The organism is Williamsia sp. 1138, from assembly GCF_002095435.2.
Lineage (GTDB): Bacteria > Actinomycetota > Actinomycetes > Mycobacteriales > Mycobacteriaceae > Williamsia.
Genome location: NZ_MJEJ02000015.1, coordinates 1 through 14,849, shown reverse-complemented (window position 1 = coordinate 14,849; position 14,849 = coordinate 1). Strand labels below are relative to the sequence as shown.

Here is a 14,849-nt window from a genome sequence, read left to right as displayed (position 1 = left end):
TTTAGTGGTGAGCCACCCCTGCCGCGACGACGACGCCGTCAGAAGACGGCGGTGCTCACTTGTCGAGCCAGGCCCCGTGCAACCCCGCGGGCACCCGGATCGGCAGATCGATGGTTGCGATGGGTCCATCTTCCGGGCTGTCTGCCGTCAGCAGATAGAACCGCGACCGCAGGTCCTCGGGGTCGGTTCCGATGGCACCCCAATAATCGTGGTCGGCGCCGGGGATGTAGATCGGTTCACCGATCGCAACACCCGGGCTCCACGACACCTCAGCGCTCTTCGCGACATCGTGGAACCACAGGCTCTCTTGGAAACCGGTGTCGGAGTCGGACTTGCCGACCGTGGCGACCCGTTGGTGGTCACGGGTGAGCAACCGGTCGTCGACCCGAGGAAAGTCGATGTCCCTGCGCTCGCTGACCCGGTTGCGAGTGATGGTCCCCGTGGCCGGGTCGATGGCGGCGCGTATCAATCCCGACTCGTTAGGGACCGATGTCGCGGCGAACCCGCCGGGGAAGGTCCACTCGACGTAGTCGACCGTGACCGTTCCATCCGCATTGTCGAAGGCATTGGCGAAGTGCCACACCCAGAACGGTTCCGTGTGGACCCATCGAACGGCAGAACCGTCGCGCGGGATCAGAGCGATCCGGGTGCCGTCGTCGGGCCGCCACGACAACAGCGATCCCCCGGCCATGACGGCGGCGATGTCGAAGATCAGCGGGCAGACGAACAGCACGACATATTTCTCGGTCAGCGCCATGTCGTGGATCATCACCGGTGCGTCGAGGCCATCGATGGCGGTCGGCGCTCGCAACGACGTACCGTCAGCCGCGACGACCGACCAGGTGAGGTAGGGCGCCTCGAGAACGTAGTTGAACAACACCATCTCGCCGGTGCGTGGATCGATTTTCGGATGCGCGGTGCTGCCCACCCGCATCGCCCCGTCGCAGTCCTCTGTGCCCAGTGTCGCCAGCGTGCGCGGGTCGAGCAGGTAGGGCTTGTCCGACTCGGCCATCGCCATCAGCCGACCGGCGTGCCTGACGATGTTGATGTCGGGCAGGGCCCGGGTGGTTCCGGCGAGTTCTTCTCCGACGACGCTCGCCGGTGGGGTGTAGCCGTCGGTGATGCCCGACCAGATCGCCTCGCCGCGTTGTTCTTCCAACTCCACCATGGGGGTCCGGACGAACCGGTTGCTGTAGGAGGCGCGGCCTCCCTCCAGCGTGACCCTGTGCACCATGCCGTCGCCGTCGAGCGGGAACACGAACGACCCGATGGGGTCGAATCGTGGGTTCGGGCCGTTGCGCAGATAGCTGCCGCTCAGATCGGAGGGGATTTCGCCGGTGACCGGCAGATCCATCGCATCCGTCTCGTCGCGTTGCGGGGCGAACACCCCGGTCAGATGAACATTGCCGGGATCGATCGGGGCGGGTCGATGGGGGTCGGTGGTGACGGTCATCGGAACGTTCCTTCGTCGAATGGGTTGTTGGAGATGACTTCAGTCCGTGCCCCAAGATGCGTAGGAACATCCGCCAGGTGACGGATGTTCCTACGCCTGTTCACAGCGGGGTGACTACTGAGCGGGCTGGGTGCCCGCGCCTGCCGGCCGCGAGTCGGCGATGGCGCGGGTGCGCTTGATGGCGAACACGATCAGCGCGATGGGCACCACCCAGTTCAGCACGATGTTGGCCGGGTGTGATCCGGCGAGATCCTGCGAGGAAGTCAGAGCACCGGCGATGATGTGGGAGACGGCGATTGCGAAGATGACACCGGCCCACATCAGGCTGATCTGCTTGTTCTTCGCGCGGAAAATCGGTGAGTCCCACAGGCTTTTGTCGACGCTTTCACGGGCGTACTGCTCCGTGAACGGAATCGTGAATGCCGAAATGGCCATGATCGCCGCAAGAACGAATGTCGATCCACCACGACCGAAGTTGACCAGGTTCTCGTCGACCGTGTGGTCGCCGACAAGGCCGATCGCAGCGATGATCCCGAATGTCACCACGCCGGCGACGTCCAGGATCTTCCAGCCGCTGCGCATGGTCTCGTACACGGTGAGAACCAGCGCGATCACGAACGCAAGAATTGCTGCAACTGCAACGTGGTCGGCGCCGAAGCGCTCGGCGACGACCGAGAAGACAATCCAGGGGGCAAAACCGAGCAACATTGATTTGGCGTTCATTGAGTCCTCTAGTTCTGTCCAGTGGTAGAGATATTTAACCCTGGGCAGGGTTGGCAACGCAATGAATACCGGAATTCACGTCACCCACCAAAATAATCACCGAACTTATGGTGACGAACGTGTGATTGCGAAATACGCTCCGGTTGTGTCGATCTGAGGGTGGGGCACCTACCCCGGCTCCCGACCGTGACGCTCCGGCGGTTCCGAGATCGGAATGTGCGTCAGTGGGTCGGCTCTGCATCCGGATCGGGCGTCACATGGCGTCCGGCGAGGTCGTGTAACTCGCGGAAGACCCGCTTGGACGACTCGGCCCACGGCATGAGGATCGGAAAGACATGAAACATTCCCGCCTCTTCCATGGCATGCACCGGCACTCCGGCCTTGGCGAGATTTTCGGCGAATTCCCGGATACCGTCGCGGAACATCTCGTCGGCACCCCAGCACACGAAGGTGGGCGGGAACCATTCCGGATCTGCCATCGAGTGCACCGCGGACACCCGTTCATCATTGGGCTGGACCCCCGCCAGATAAGGGGCAGCCGGAAGGCTCCAGGGCAGGATGTCGGACTGCGCGTTCGCAGTGATCGACGGATGATTGAAATCGAGGTCGACCTCCGGCGAGAACAGCGCCACCGCAGCGGGCTTGGGCAGTTCGTGATCGTGCAGGTACTTGATCAGCGACGTCGCGAGACCGCCGCCACCCGAGTCACCGGCGATCACGAGGTGGTCCGCGTCGACCTCGCGCTCGAGAAGGCCCCGGTAGACGTCGGCGGCATCGTGGACGCCCGCGGGAAACGGGAACTCCGGAGCCATCCGGTAATCGGCGATGAAAACCTCATAGCCGGTGATCTTGACCAGTTTGGCCGCGAATGCGGAATACATGATCGGCGACGTCCCGATGTATCCGCCGCCGTGCAGGTACAGGATCGTCGCGCCGATGGTCTGCTTGTCGTCACAGTCGTCGACGTGGGCGTCGGAGCTTGCCTTCGCCCGGCACCAGATCCCTTGCACACCTCCGATGGTGTCGTCGGTGATCTCCACATCGTCGGTCAACCCGATGAAGGGCGGCATCACCACCCGGCAGACATCGTCGAGAATGCGCTCCATCGACCGGAACTCTTCGATCGGGAGTCCCATCGAATAGCCCATGAAGGAACGAATGGTCTGGCGGGTCACCGACTGCCCGATGTTGTCCAACAGGCCTGCGGGTCCATGCCACGGTCGACGGAACGGCACCCTCGCGAGCCCGTTCAACATGCTTTCCGCCAGACCGAACACGGTGAGCGCGGTCACCGGCGCCGATGCGGTCTGCACCTCGGGTCGATCAGCCATAACCATGGTGCCCATCCTAAAGGCGGCCCACGCTCACAGCAGGATCGTGCTGCTCCCGCCCCCGACGATCGCCCCGTTCGAGTCGCAGCCGGGGGTCAGCGTCGACGGAGCGTCGAGTCGAGAAGCGACGGCGGTGTGTCGAACTTTTCATCCGGCGCGAGATCAACTCCCGGAGCCACGATCTCGTCGATCGCATCGAGAACATCGCCGGGGAGCACCGTGTCTGCGGCGGCGAGTTGTGAGTGCAGGTGATCGACGGTTCGCGGTCCGATGATGGCGCTGGTGACGCCCGGGTGCGCGGTGACGAATCCGAGTGCGAGCTGGATCAAGGTGAGCCCGGCGCCATCGGCGACGGCAACGAGCTTCTCGACGGCGTCCATCTTCGCACGGTTGGACGCAAGGGCGGTGTCGAAGCGCTGCGGCATCAATCCTGAACGGCTGGTGGTGATCTCGCGTCCTTCGCGGATAGCACCCGAGAGCCAGCCGGACGCCAACGGACTCCACACCAATACGCCCAGTCCGTACTGCTCGGTCACCGGCAAGACATGGGATTCGATGCCACGCTGCAGGATCGAGTAAGGCGGTTGCTCGGTCACATACCTGCTCAGGCGGTGTTCACGGGCTGCCCACTGGCCCTCCACGATGCGATGAGCCGGGTAGGTCGAGGAACCGAAGTAGCGGACCTTTCCCGCCCGCTGCAGATCGGTGAGCGCCGACAGGGTCTCCTCGTCACTCGTGTTCGGATCCCAGCGATGGATTTGGTAGAGATCCACGTGGTCGACGGCCAGCCGTCGCAGGCTGTTCTCCAGTTCCGCAATGATCCACCGTCGCGAACTGCCCCGGTGATTGCGCTCGTCACCCATCGGGTTGAACACCTTGGTGGCGAGCACGACATCATCACGGCGGCCGGCAATGGCCTTGCCGACCATCACCTCGGACTCGCCCTGGCTGTACATGTCGGCGGTGTCGATGACGTTGATCCCCGCCTCGAGAGCGGCATCGACGATCGCAGTCGCATCGTCCTGCGTGGTGCGGCCGATGGCGCCGAAGTTCATGGCGCCGAGCGCAAGAGTGCTGACCTGAACGCCCGTACGTCCCAGAGTTCGAAATTTCATGGTGGTCCTCCTGACAGATGATCGGATGCCCCAATGGTTGGTTCCGACGTGCTTGGTCTGGCATCCTGAATAAGCGGAACAAGGTTCCGATAAACAACATACGGAACAGTGTTCCGTTTGCCAAGTGTGAGGGATCAGGGGCTTCGAGATGGCAGACGACGAGTCCGCGCCACCGGCGCCGCGCCGGCGAGCCGATGCGCGCCGCAATCAAGCGTCGCTGCTGGACGCGGCCGCCGCGGCGTTCGTCGAGTCAGGGGTCGACGCCCCCGTGCGAGACATCGCCACCAGGGCAGGAGTGGGCGTCGGAACGATCTACCGGCATTTCCCGACCCGCGCCGACCTCATCGTCGCCGTCTACCGCCACCAGGTCGACGCCTGCGCGGAGGCGGGACCGGTCCTCTTGGCCGGCAGCGCCACCCCTCATGCCGCGCTACGGGCGTGGATCGGCCTCTTTGTCGACTTCCTGGTCACCAAGCACGGCCTCGCCGAGGCCATGCAGTCGCCGGACGCCGGCTTCGAGACACTGCACGCCTACTTCCTCGACAGACTGGTACCCGTGTGCGCCACCTTGCTCGACGCGTGCGTCGCGGCGGGCGAGATCCGTTCCGACCTCGAGGCGATCCAACTGATGCGGGGCGTCGGCAACCTCTGCATCGGCGCCGACAACCCCGGCTACGACGCGCGCCGTCTGGTCGAGGTCCTCGTCGCGGGGCTTCGTGCGCAGGCCGATCCCGTGTAGTTCGTTGATGTGAACTTGCCGCCGACGCAGGCCGTGGCCACCGGCTTCGTGGATAGAGTTCGTCATGCGATTCGTGCGACGAGCGGTCTTGTCGGTCTCGGTGGCTGCGGCGGTCGCGACTTCTGTGTCCGGGTGCGGCGGCGGGAACGACGATCCCGGCGAGTTCTCCTGGTCACGCAGTGCCGCCGCGACGACGGATGACACCGCCGCGATCCCAACATTCACCACGACGACCCCGCCCGTCAGCGGCCCGGTCGTGCTCGGCAGGGCCGACAACCAGTACGCCATCGGCTACGGCACCGAGCGGCCGGAGCTGGTGTCGTTGAACTCACTGTGCGGCAACACGATCTCAGACATCACATGGACGTCGTGGGGCGGCGAAACCGCCACGGGCACCGGGAATGTGTGCGCACCTGCGGGTGACCCGACGAGCGGCGGTCCGACCCAGTTGACCGCCACAGATCTCGGCGACTGCTACGGCGTACAGGCATATCGTCGCCTCGTCCTCGCGTCCGGAGGGTCGTTCAACACCTGCTCATGAACGGATCAGTTCGGCGTGAGCATCGGAACCAAGAATTGCCTGGCCACGGATTCGAGCACATGGTCGTCGTCGAGATCGACAGCCCGGCTGGGGATGGTCAGGAACGACGCCGCGACACGCACCATCATCTCGCCGACGAGGTCGGTGTCGAGGGTGGCTGCGACGGTGCCCGCCTGCTGCTCACGCCTGAGCTGACCGGCGACGAACTGTGAGACGGCACCGAGCATTCGGCCTTCGTCACCGATCATGGAACCCGCGAGCAAGGTTGGTTCCGCGTACATCAGACCGCCGATGAGCGGATTGCCACGGAAGGCACGCAAGGAACTCACGAACCCCAGCACCACCCGGTCGGCGGCCGACTCGGCATCTCGGATCTCCCTCAGGAACCGGTCGAAGTAGCGACGGAACTCTCTGAGGATCACCTGTTCGACCAAGGCGTCCTTGGTGGCGAAGCGCCGGTAGACCGTGATCCGGGACATCCCGGCACGTTTCGCCACGTCCTCCATCGACGAACGTTGGATACCCATCCGGCAGAACTGCTCGTACGCCGCATCGAGAAGCCGCGTGCGGGTCTGATCGCTGTCGTCGGCGCGTTCCACCGCATCGGTGAACGCACGTTCGAGCAGCGATTGCGGATCCGGCTCAGCAGACTTCACGAGCTCCTCCTGACGGCAAGTGGTCGATGCCCGATGGTCTGAGCCTATGCCAGCCGCGCCGGAATCACCCCGGTAGCGGGATCACGATCGGCCCGACACCCGGGACGGTGATCGTCGCGGGCGGCGGCGCAGGACGTCGCGGCGGTAGCGGTGCCTGCCCGTTGCTGACAGAAATCGTGACCGTACTGCCCGGTATTGCCGAACCGTTCGGAGTGGACGAGACGACCGTCCCCGATGCCTGGCCGCTACCGACACTCACCTGATTCACCCGGAAACCCTCGGCTTCGAGCCGCGCCGTCGCCTCACCTGCAGACAGCCCGACCACCGACGGGACCGCCTTGCCGCCGACCCCGGCCACGTAGGCGGGATCACGCGGAGGGAGTGCCGTCGGGCCGAACTTGTCAGCGATCGGCAGCATGGCGCTGAACCACGTGCGCGCCGGTTCGTTACCGCCGTAGAGGTTTCCGTACCCACACTGGCGCAGCGGTCCCGAACACAGCTCGGAGATCGTCGGCGAATCGTTGTACACGTAGGTCGCACCGGCAAGGTTGTTGGTGAACCCGAGGAACGCCGACGACCGGTTGGCCTCGGTGGTGCCGGTCTTGCCCGACATCGGCAGGCTCCACCCCGTCGAGCCGGCAGCACCGGCAGCCGTGCCCGCACCTCGATCGTCTTCACTCATCGCATTTGCAAGGGTGTTGGCCAGGCCCGGCTCCACCACCCGCTCGCAGGCAGGTCGTTCCAGCGCCACGTCCACCACGCCGGGCCTGCCATCGGCCTCGAGCACCCGGTTGCCGTTGCTGTCCCGTTTCGGCTGGGTGATCGACGCAATCGGATTCGGCGGACACCAGACCCCACCCGAGGCCAATGTCGCTGCCACGTTGGACAATTCCAGGGCGTCGACCGCGGTGGGGCCGAGTGTGAACGACCCGAGATTGTTCTCTTTGATGTAGTCGGCGAGGCTCTGCTCACCGAATCCCGACGTCCCGGGGTTGGTGTACGACCGCAGTCCCAACCTGACCGCCATGTCCACCGTCGGTCCGACCCCCACGTCCTGCAACAACTTCACGAACGCCGTGTTGGGCGACTGGGCCAGGGCATTTGTGACGGACATGCTGCCCGGATAGTTGCCGTCGTTGCGCACGCAGTACGTGTTCGCCGGGCATCCGTTCACCCCACCGCTGCTGCCCATCCCCCTGGCCTGGAATGTCGACGGCACCTGCAGCGACGAGCCCGCCCCGAGGCCGCGCTCCATCGCGGCGGCGACGGTGAAGATCTTGAACACCGACCCGGCGCCGTTGCCGACCATCGAATAGGGCTGCGGCTGCATCGTCTGCCCGATGTCGCGGTTGAGTCCGTAGTCGCGGCTCGACGTCATCGCGAGGATGTCGTGCGATTCGGTGCCGGGCCGAATCACGTTCATCACGTTGGCGACACCGGTCAGGTCCGGTGATGCGTACGTACGGACCGCGTTGTGGGTGGCTTCCTGGACCTGCGGATCGAGGGTGGTGCGGATCAGGTACCCGCCGCGTGCGATCTGGTCTCGACTGATCCCGTTCTCCGCCAGGAACTGCAGGGCGTAGTCACAGAAGAAACCCGCGTCGCCGGCGGAGATACAGCCCTGGTCCAGCGAACGCGGTGACGGCAGCACACCGAGCGGGCTGTCCTTGGCGGCGACGTATTCACCGGCGCGCTCGGGGAAATTCGCGATCATCGTGTCGAGCACGACATTACGCCGCTCCAGCACTCCCTCGGGGTTCGTGTAGGGGTTCAGCGCAGAGCTGGACTGCACCATGCCGGCGAGCATTGCCGCTTCGGGGACCGTGAGGTCCTTGGCGGGCTTGCCGAAGTAGGTACCGGCAGCGGCTTCGATGCCGTAGGCGCCGTTACCGAACGGCACCAGGTTCAGGTATCGGGTGACGATGGCCTTCTTGGCCTCTTGCTTCGCCGACTCCGCGTCGAGGTTCTTCTCACTCATGGCCTGGGCGGTCAGCGTCTGCTCGAGGGTCCGGGCCATCCGGATCTCTCGCAGTTTGCGGGCGGCAGTCGTCTCCGTGGCTGCGCGGCGTTCGGCGTCGGTGCGCGCAAGGACGAGCAGTTGATAGTTCTTGACGTACTGCTGATCAAGAGTCGACGCGCCCTGCTGTACTTCTCCGGACGCCTGATTGGTCACCAGCGCGCGAATCGTCCCCCGCCAGTCCACCCCGTCGTGTTCGAGGAACCGTCGATCTTCGACGGAGATGATTGCGCGGATCATCTCCGGAGAGATGTCGTTGTACCCGACCTGGAAGCGCCTCTGGTCGTACAGAAATGCGATCGGATCTCCATTGACGTCGGTCATCGTGCTGACCTCCGGGACCTGCCCGCCGACCAATTCCGATTCGACGTTGTCGACTGCGCTCGCGGCGCGGCTCGACACGAAACCCACTCCTCCGACCAGAGGGAACAGCAAACCGGCTACGAGAATGCCGGCCAGCAGGCAGCACCCGAGCAACATCGACAGAGACCTGGACTTCGACACGGAGTCCACATTACGGACAATTCGGACTACGCACTGTTCTCGATGACGGTCATGAGCCGGGCGGCGGTTTCGCTCAGTGCAGACCCGGGGCCGTCTCGAGAGCGAGGGACAACGTGTCCTTGATCATCGCCATCGCGGCACCGGTCGGACTGCTCTGACCACCGGTGACGGTCACCGGACCGAACTCGCCGCAATCGAAGATCACGGCTTTCTCGGGTCCGTTGAGCGCTCCGAGCGGGCTCTCTCGGGTCACTGCCCGGATCGACACCGTCACCAGATCCGGGATGTCGAGGTCGGCGACCGCCACTTGGCGCAGCCGCTGACCACGACCTTTCGCCCGCACCGCGGCCGACCTGATGGCGGGGGTGATCGGCTCGAGAATCGTCTCGGCCGCACCCGGATCCCGCGACCAGAGCACACCGGTCAAGATCTGGATCTTCGTCGCCACGTCTCGCCCCGAGAGATCGGCGGAAGGGTCACCTTCCGCGATCCCGGCGCGCCTGGCCGCCTCCACCGCATCACCCAACGAGTCACCGTCCGAGAGTCGATCGAGGACGAAAGTGGCGGTTCCGTTGACACATCCGCTCACCGATGTCACATGGATGCCGTTGCTGAGCGACCGGGCCACATCGGCGGCGGGCAGCATCGCGCCGGCGGTCCCGGAGAGTTTCACCGCGCGGCCGGTTTCGCGAGACGCCGCATCCAGGGCGCGCCAGCCGTGCAGCAGGGTCGTCTTGGTGGCGGTCACCAGATGGGCGCCGCTCCGGAGGGCACAGACACCGTCCGCGACCGCGTCGACCGCACCGGCATCGTCCGACGGCACCGCCTGCACCACAACCCGTGCCTCGACCCTGGTGATCAACTCGTCCAATGCGGTCGGTGCGCTCCACTGTGACCGCTGCGGGATCGCATCACCGGTGATCTCGGTCTGCGCTCGATGAGTTCGCACCGCGGCCACCGTGAGATCGACGCCGAATCGCGAACGATATTCAGCGCGATGAGAAATGATCTGGCCGATATAGGCGCGCGCGACCGCCCCATACCCGAGAACCACAATGGGTAGCACCAGCATCGTGTCGCAGCCTCTCGCGTGCGCCGACGTCACATCTGAATATTTGCCCGAAGTCTAATGCGAATCAATTCAAATCATCGACGATCTTCCAGCGGAAGCAATTCCTGGGCGAATTGTTCGAGAAACTCGCGACGAGAAGGTACCGGCGCAATCGGACGCACCACGAACTTGGTGAGCCCGACATCGACGAAAGCGCGGACCTGGGTGCGCGCCTGCTCCCAACCACGACAGATGAGCACGCCGGGGTCGAGAAGGTCCTTGCGTCTGCCTGCCGCTCTGGCAACGAGGGCGTCGATGGCCGCCTCGTCGGTGCCGTCCGGCGCGACGATGATGTTGGTGCCGTAGTGATCGGCCTCGACCTCCCGCCCTGCCCGCGCGGCGGCCGCCTCGATCTGCTCGCGGCACCGCTGAGCCTCGGCGGGGGTGATGAAGCTGCCGAGCCAGCCGTCACCCAGACGCCCGATCCGGTCCATGCTCACCGGCAACCTGCCCCCGAGCCACAAGTCGAGCGGCTTGCCGGGTAGCGGTCCGACCGTGGCCTCCTGCAGGTGGAAGAACTCACCATGATGGGTGACAACCGGTTCGGTCAGCAGCGCCCGGACCACTGTGATCGCTTCTTCGAACAGTTCACCTCGCCGCCCCGCCGGCGCCGGGTACATCGTGCGATCGCCGCGCGTCGCAGGCTGCACCCCGAACGCGGGCAATATGCGGCCGGGTGCGAGTGCGGCCAGCCCGGCGAGTTGCGCTGCGACCAGTGCGGGATTGCGCCCGGGCAACACCAGGACTCCGGTGCCCAACTTGAGTTTCTCGGTCCGGCCCGCTGCGTAAGCGAGACCGATCAGCGGATCGACATGATCCGGCGACGACACCTGATCGGAGAGCCACACCGAATCGATTCCGAGTGATTCGAGGTCGTCGATCAGCTCAGCGAGCCCGGCACCCTGCGGTGGCCCCTCGGTCGGTATCAGTCCGACCCCGATGCGTACTTTCATGCTCATCCAGCAAGGTTACGAGGTCGACGGACCTTCCCGGCGTCGGATCGCACCGGCTTGTCCTGCAGCCGGATGCGTCTGGGTACTCGCAGTTCGTCCAGGCGTCGCGCGGCGAAGGCGCGGAGTGAGTCGGCCTCGACCGCGACGCCTGCGACGTCCACGACCGCCTCGACCACACATCCGAGCTGCTCGTCAGGGACGCCGAAAGCGATTGCCCCACGCACCAGCGGATGTTCTTCGAGCACCCGCTCCACCTCGGCCGGATAAATGTGGACGCCTGCGCTGACGATCCGGTCGGCGACGCGGTCGATGATCGTGAGATGGCCCTGCGCATCGAGAAAACCCGCGTCACCGAGCGAATCCCAGCCATCGGTCGTCCGGCGCGACGGGCGGCCCAGGTACGAATACGTGGGCCGCGGCCCTCGCCGCATCCAGACCTCTCCCACCTCGCCCGCGTCCGCTACAGATCCATCACCGCGCACGACGCGTAGTTCGGTGCCGCCGATCGGCTGTCCGACGCTACCCGGACGTTCCAGCCACTCGTCTCCGCGAATCATGGTGAGTCCGTTGGATTCGCCGCCTGCGTACACCTCGACCACGCGGTGCGGGCCGAGCCAGTCGATCAGACCTCGCTTGTCCGCGGGCGGACACGGCGATCCCAGGTGCAGGACCGTCTCGAGCGAACTGACATCAGCGGCCAGACGTTCGGGCGCCGGAAGGCGGAGCAGCCGATGAATCATCGTGGGTGAGAGCAGCGTCCAGCTCACCCGGTGGCGGGCTATCGAGGCCAGAACCCGTCGTTCGTCGAATCCCGGCAGGATGATCAGCCGGTGTCCGGTGAGCAGCCCACGAAGGGCGTAGGTGAACGATGCGGAGTGCCAGATCGGCCCACTCACCAGCTGCACCGCCTCCGATGGCAGGAACGCTGCCACCGGCCGTTCGGGGTCGAGCAGCGCAGGCGCGGCCGCCCGGATCACCGCGGGAACACCCGTACTGCCCGACGACGTCGGCGCCTTCCAGCAGGACGCCCAGCTGTCGGGGAGTTCGGCGTCCGACAACGTGGGGTCCGGGTCGAAACCTGTCTCGACCCAGCAGATCTGCGGATGAACCGGTCGTGCACCGACACTCAGTACCGGGCGGGCGAGCTCTTCGATCTTGCCGCGCTCGGAGTCGTCCAGCATGGGCGATGTCGGCATCGGAGTGGCGCCCGCCTTCCAGATCGCCGCGCACACGATGACGAACTCCGCAGAATTGGGCAGAGCCACCGCCACCAGGTCGTCCCGGCGGACCCCCAGTTCGAGATAGCTCCGGGCGAGGCGGTTGCTCTGCCGGTCGAGATCGGCCGCGGTCAACACCTGATCGTCGGCGACGACGACCACGGCATCCGGGTCGACCCGTGCCCGGGCGGTGATCAGCCGAGAGAACGAATACTCGGCCACGGTCAGGGAGTGGTCGCGAGCGTGGCACCATCGGTCGCCTCGCGACCGGCCGAACCCGGGGCCACCCGATCGATGATCGATGCAGCGATATGGGCTGCGTCACGGTCGATTCCGTGGAACCGGCCCGACCCCCAGGTGTACATCCACGGCAACCCGATGAAAGCCAGGCCCGGCACCGAGGTGACTCCCCTGGTCTGCATGGGACGCCCGCCGCCGTCGAAGACACTGGCCTCGATCCACCGGTAGTCGGGGCGATATCCGATTGCCCAGACGATGCTGGTGACCCCGGCTGCCGCCAGGTCCAGCGAGGTCGGCTCCTCGGACGGCTCCCACACCGGCTCATAGCGAGTGGCCGGCGGCGCGTCGATACCCTCGCGCTCGATGTGACGATCGATGTCGCCGCAGATCGAGTTGTACGTCGCATCCGCCGAGTCAAGCGACTCACGCAGAGTCGGGGCGAACTCGAGACGACTGTCGCGGCCGTCCTCGAGCAGGCCGTAGAGATGCATCCCCTGCGTCGCGAACTCGCGCAGATCGATGTCGCGACCACCATCACGGCCGGTCACATAGTGGTTGGTCTTCTCCCGCGCGGCCTGGCCACCGGGGTACTCCTGCACCCCGACGTCGTAGAGCCCCATGTCGGCGAGCCAGGTCATGCAGTCGCGGCCACGGTAAAAGCGACCGACCCGGGGGGCCTTGCCCATCGCCAGGTGGACAGTGCGACCCGCGAGGTGGAGGTCTTCGGCGATCTGTGCACCGGATTGCCCGGTGCCCACCACCATGACGGCGCCGTCCGGCAGTTGGTCGGCGTTCTTGTATTCCTCGGAATGTATCTGTGTCACAGCCGGATCGAGGGTGCGCGCAAAGGTAGGGATCACAGGCAGCGGGTACCCGCCGGTCGCGATCACCACGTCATCGGCGGTGAGAATCTCTTCATTGCTGCCCGACTGCAGGGTCAACTCGAAGCCGCCACCGGCGCCCTGGCGCAGCCTGGTCACGCGGGTGTGTTCCCGCAATGGCGGTTCGAAGGTGTCGAGCCAGCCCTCGAGCCAGGCGACCACTTCGTCTCGCTTCATGAAGCCGTCGGGATCGTCACCGGCGTAGCTGTATCCGGGAAGACGGCAGTGCCAGTTCGGGGTGACGAGTGTGAAGTTGTCCCAGCGGGTATCGGTCCAGGCGTGGACGGCCGTCTTGGCTTCGATGACGAGGTGCGCGATGTCCTGGCGACCGAGGTACCAGCTGACCGAGAGACCGGCCTGCCCTCCCCCGATGATCGCGACGGGGACGTGTGTGTGCTCAGGCATGGGCCAACCCCCGCCAGGTCGCAGTGCCGGCCTCGTCGAGTTCGGTGACCTTCCCGTAGACGTCGGGGCGCCGATCCCGCAGATGGAACATGCCGCCGCGCATCTCGGAGAACTTTGCGGCGATGTCGACCTCGGCGACAGCCATGCCGCTGCCGAGCAGTGTGGTGGCCAGGATGTTGCCACCCGGATCGACAACCTTGGCATTACCAACATATTTCAGTGACCCGAAGGTACCGGACTGGTTGGCGGCCACCCAGAACACCTGGTTGTCGAGAGCCCGTGCGATGTCGAACTGGTTGAACCGGTACGTCCAGCGGTCTTCCTGCAGGTTCTCGGCGGTCGCGGTGCGCGCGGCAGGCCACGCCGACAGGCTCGCGATGATCTCGGCGCCATCGAGTGCCATCAGGCGTGCAGCCTCGGGAAACGCCTTGTCGTAGCAGATCTGCAGACCGATGCGGCCCACCGGCGTCTCGAAGACCGGGTAGGCCGACCCGGCTGAATACGACATGTGCTCGCCGAGCGGTTGGTGCACCTTCCGGTATGTTCCGTAGATCTGGTTGCCGTCGAGCAATGCTGCTGCGTTGTAACGGGTCTCGCCGTCTTCGGCGAGTTCGCAAAAACCGATGGCGGTGACGATGTCACCGACGATGCTCTGCACCCGCTTGAGTTCGGGGCCGTCGACCGAGATCGCCGGCGGTAGTGAGCGGTTGGTGGTCTTGACGGTGTCCCCGTGGTTGCCGAGCGACGAGAGGTACCCGCCGATGGCGGCTTCGGGCAGTGCCAGGAAGTCGACGCCGCGCTCCCCGGCTTCGTCTACAAGCGCTTCGATGAGTGCGTAGTTCTGATCGAGATCTCGGGTGAAGTTGGCTGAAACCGCTGCCAGAGTTGTCATGTCGTGATCCTCAGACCATGTAGGTGGAGTTGATGATGGCGCCCTTGCGGGCGTAGTGGATGAGCGCGTCC

13 protein-coding genes are annotated in these 14,849 nt (G+C 65.3%); 2 read left to right on the top strand and 11 right to left on the bottom strand.

What is annotated here, in order from left to right:
- Positions 1-55 precede the first annotated feature (55 nt).
- From BH683_RS00985 to BH683_RS00970, 4 genes are all read right to left on the bottom strand, one after another.
- The gene (locus tag BH683_RS00985) at positions 56-1,453 is read right to left on the bottom strand and encodes a carotenoid oxygenase family protein (RefSeq protein WP_084834404.1); all 1,398 of its coding nucleotides are present in this window, start codon (positions 1,451-1,453) and stop codon (positions 56-58) included.
- 114 nt (positions 1,454-1,567) lie between these two features.
- On the bottom strand, positions 1,568-2,176 hold the full coding sequence (locus BH683_RS00980) for a hypothetical protein (RefSeq protein ID WP_084834403.1): 609 nt from the start codon (positions 2,174-2,176) through the stop codon (positions 1,568-1,570).
- 221 nt (positions 2,177-2,397) lie between these two features.
- Positions 2,398-3,513: an alpha/beta hydrolase gene (locus tag BH683_RS00975; protein ID WP_084834431.1), complete on the bottom strand. Its 1,116-nt coding sequence runs from the start codon at positions 3,511-3,513 to the stop codon at positions 2,398-2,400.
- An 89-nt stretch (positions 3,514-3,602) separates the two neighbouring features.
- A complete protein-coding gene (locus tag BH683_RS00970) occupies positions 3,603-4,622 on the bottom strand; it encodes an aldo/keto reductase (RefSeq protein WP_084834402.1) in 1,020 nt (339 codons plus the stop codon).
- A gap of 148 nt (positions 4,623-4,770) precedes the next feature.
- Between BH683_RS00970 and BH683_RS00965 the strand changes: the two genes are divergently transcribed.
- Both BH683_RS00965 and BH683_RS00960 read left to right on the top strand, forming a co-directional pair.
- On the top strand, positions 4,771-5,361 hold the full coding sequence (locus BH683_RS00965; RefSeq protein WP_084834401.1) for a TetR/AcrR family transcriptional regulator: 591 nt from the start codon (positions 4,771-4,773) through the stop codon (positions 5,359-5,361).
- 64 nt (positions 5,362-5,425) lie between these two features.
- Entirely contained in the window at positions 5,426-5,902 is a 477-nt protein-coding gene (locus BH683_RS00960) for a hypothetical protein (protein ID WP_084834400.1), read from the top strand.
- Between the two features lie 5 nt (positions 5,903-5,907).
- Here the strand turns inward: BH683_RS00960 and BH683_RS00955 are convergent, their stop codons facing one another.
- The 7 genes from BH683_RS00955 to BH683_RS00925 all read right to left on the bottom strand — a co-directional run bounded on the left by BH683_RS00955 (position 5,908) and on the right by BH683_RS00925 (position 14,778).
- Complete coding sequence (locus BH683_RS00955; RefSeq protein WP_246833130.1) at positions 5,908-6,558, bottom strand: TetR/AcrR family transcriptional regulator; 651 nt, start codon at positions 6,556-6,558, stop codon at positions 5,908-5,910.
- A 64-nt stretch (positions 6,559-6,622) separates the two neighbouring features.
- Positions 6,623-9,055 carry a penicillin-binding protein gene (locus BH683_RS00950; protein WP_084834399.1) on the bottom strand — a complete coding sequence of 811 codons (2,433 nt, stop codon included), beginning with the start codon at positions 9,053-9,055 and terminating at the stop codon, positions 6,623-6,625.
- Positions 9,056-9,152: 97 nt separating this feature from the next.
- The gene (locus BH683_RS00945) at positions 9,153-10,151 is read right to left on the bottom strand and encodes a hypothetical protein (RefSeq protein WP_084834429.1); all 999 of its coding nucleotides are present in this window, start codon (positions 10,149-10,151) and stop codon (positions 9,153-9,155) included.
- Positions 10,152-10,225: 74 nt separating this feature from the next.
- Positions 10,226-11,149: a TIGR03854 family LLM class F420-dependent oxidoreductase gene (locus BH683_RS00940; RefSeq protein WP_246833129.1), complete on the bottom strand. Its 924-nt coding sequence runs from the start codon at positions 11,147-11,149 to the stop codon at positions 10,226-10,228.
- Positions 11,146-12,582, bottom strand: coding sequence for an AMP-binding protein (locus BH683_RS00935; RefSeq protein WP_084834397.1), 1,437 nt, complete (start codon positions 12,580-12,582; stop codon positions 11,146-11,148). The genes BH683_RS00940 and BH683_RS00935 overlap by 4 nt, the downstream gene beginning before the upstream one ends.
- Before the next feature lie 2 nt (positions 12,583-12,584).
- Positions 12,585-13,886: an MSMEG_0569 family flavin-dependent oxidoreductase gene (locus BH683_RS00930; protein ID WP_084834396.1), complete on the bottom strand. Its 1,302-nt coding sequence runs from the start codon at positions 13,884-13,886 to the stop codon at positions 12,585-12,587.
- On the bottom strand, positions 13,879-14,778 hold the full coding sequence (locus BH683_RS00925; protein ID WP_084834395.1) for a carbon-nitrogen hydrolase family protein: 900 nt from the start codon (positions 14,776-14,778) through the stop codon (positions 13,879-13,881). The genes BH683_RS00930 and BH683_RS00925 overlap by 8 nt, the downstream gene beginning before the upstream one ends.
- Between the last annotated feature and the right edge of the window lie 71 nt (positions 14,779-14,849).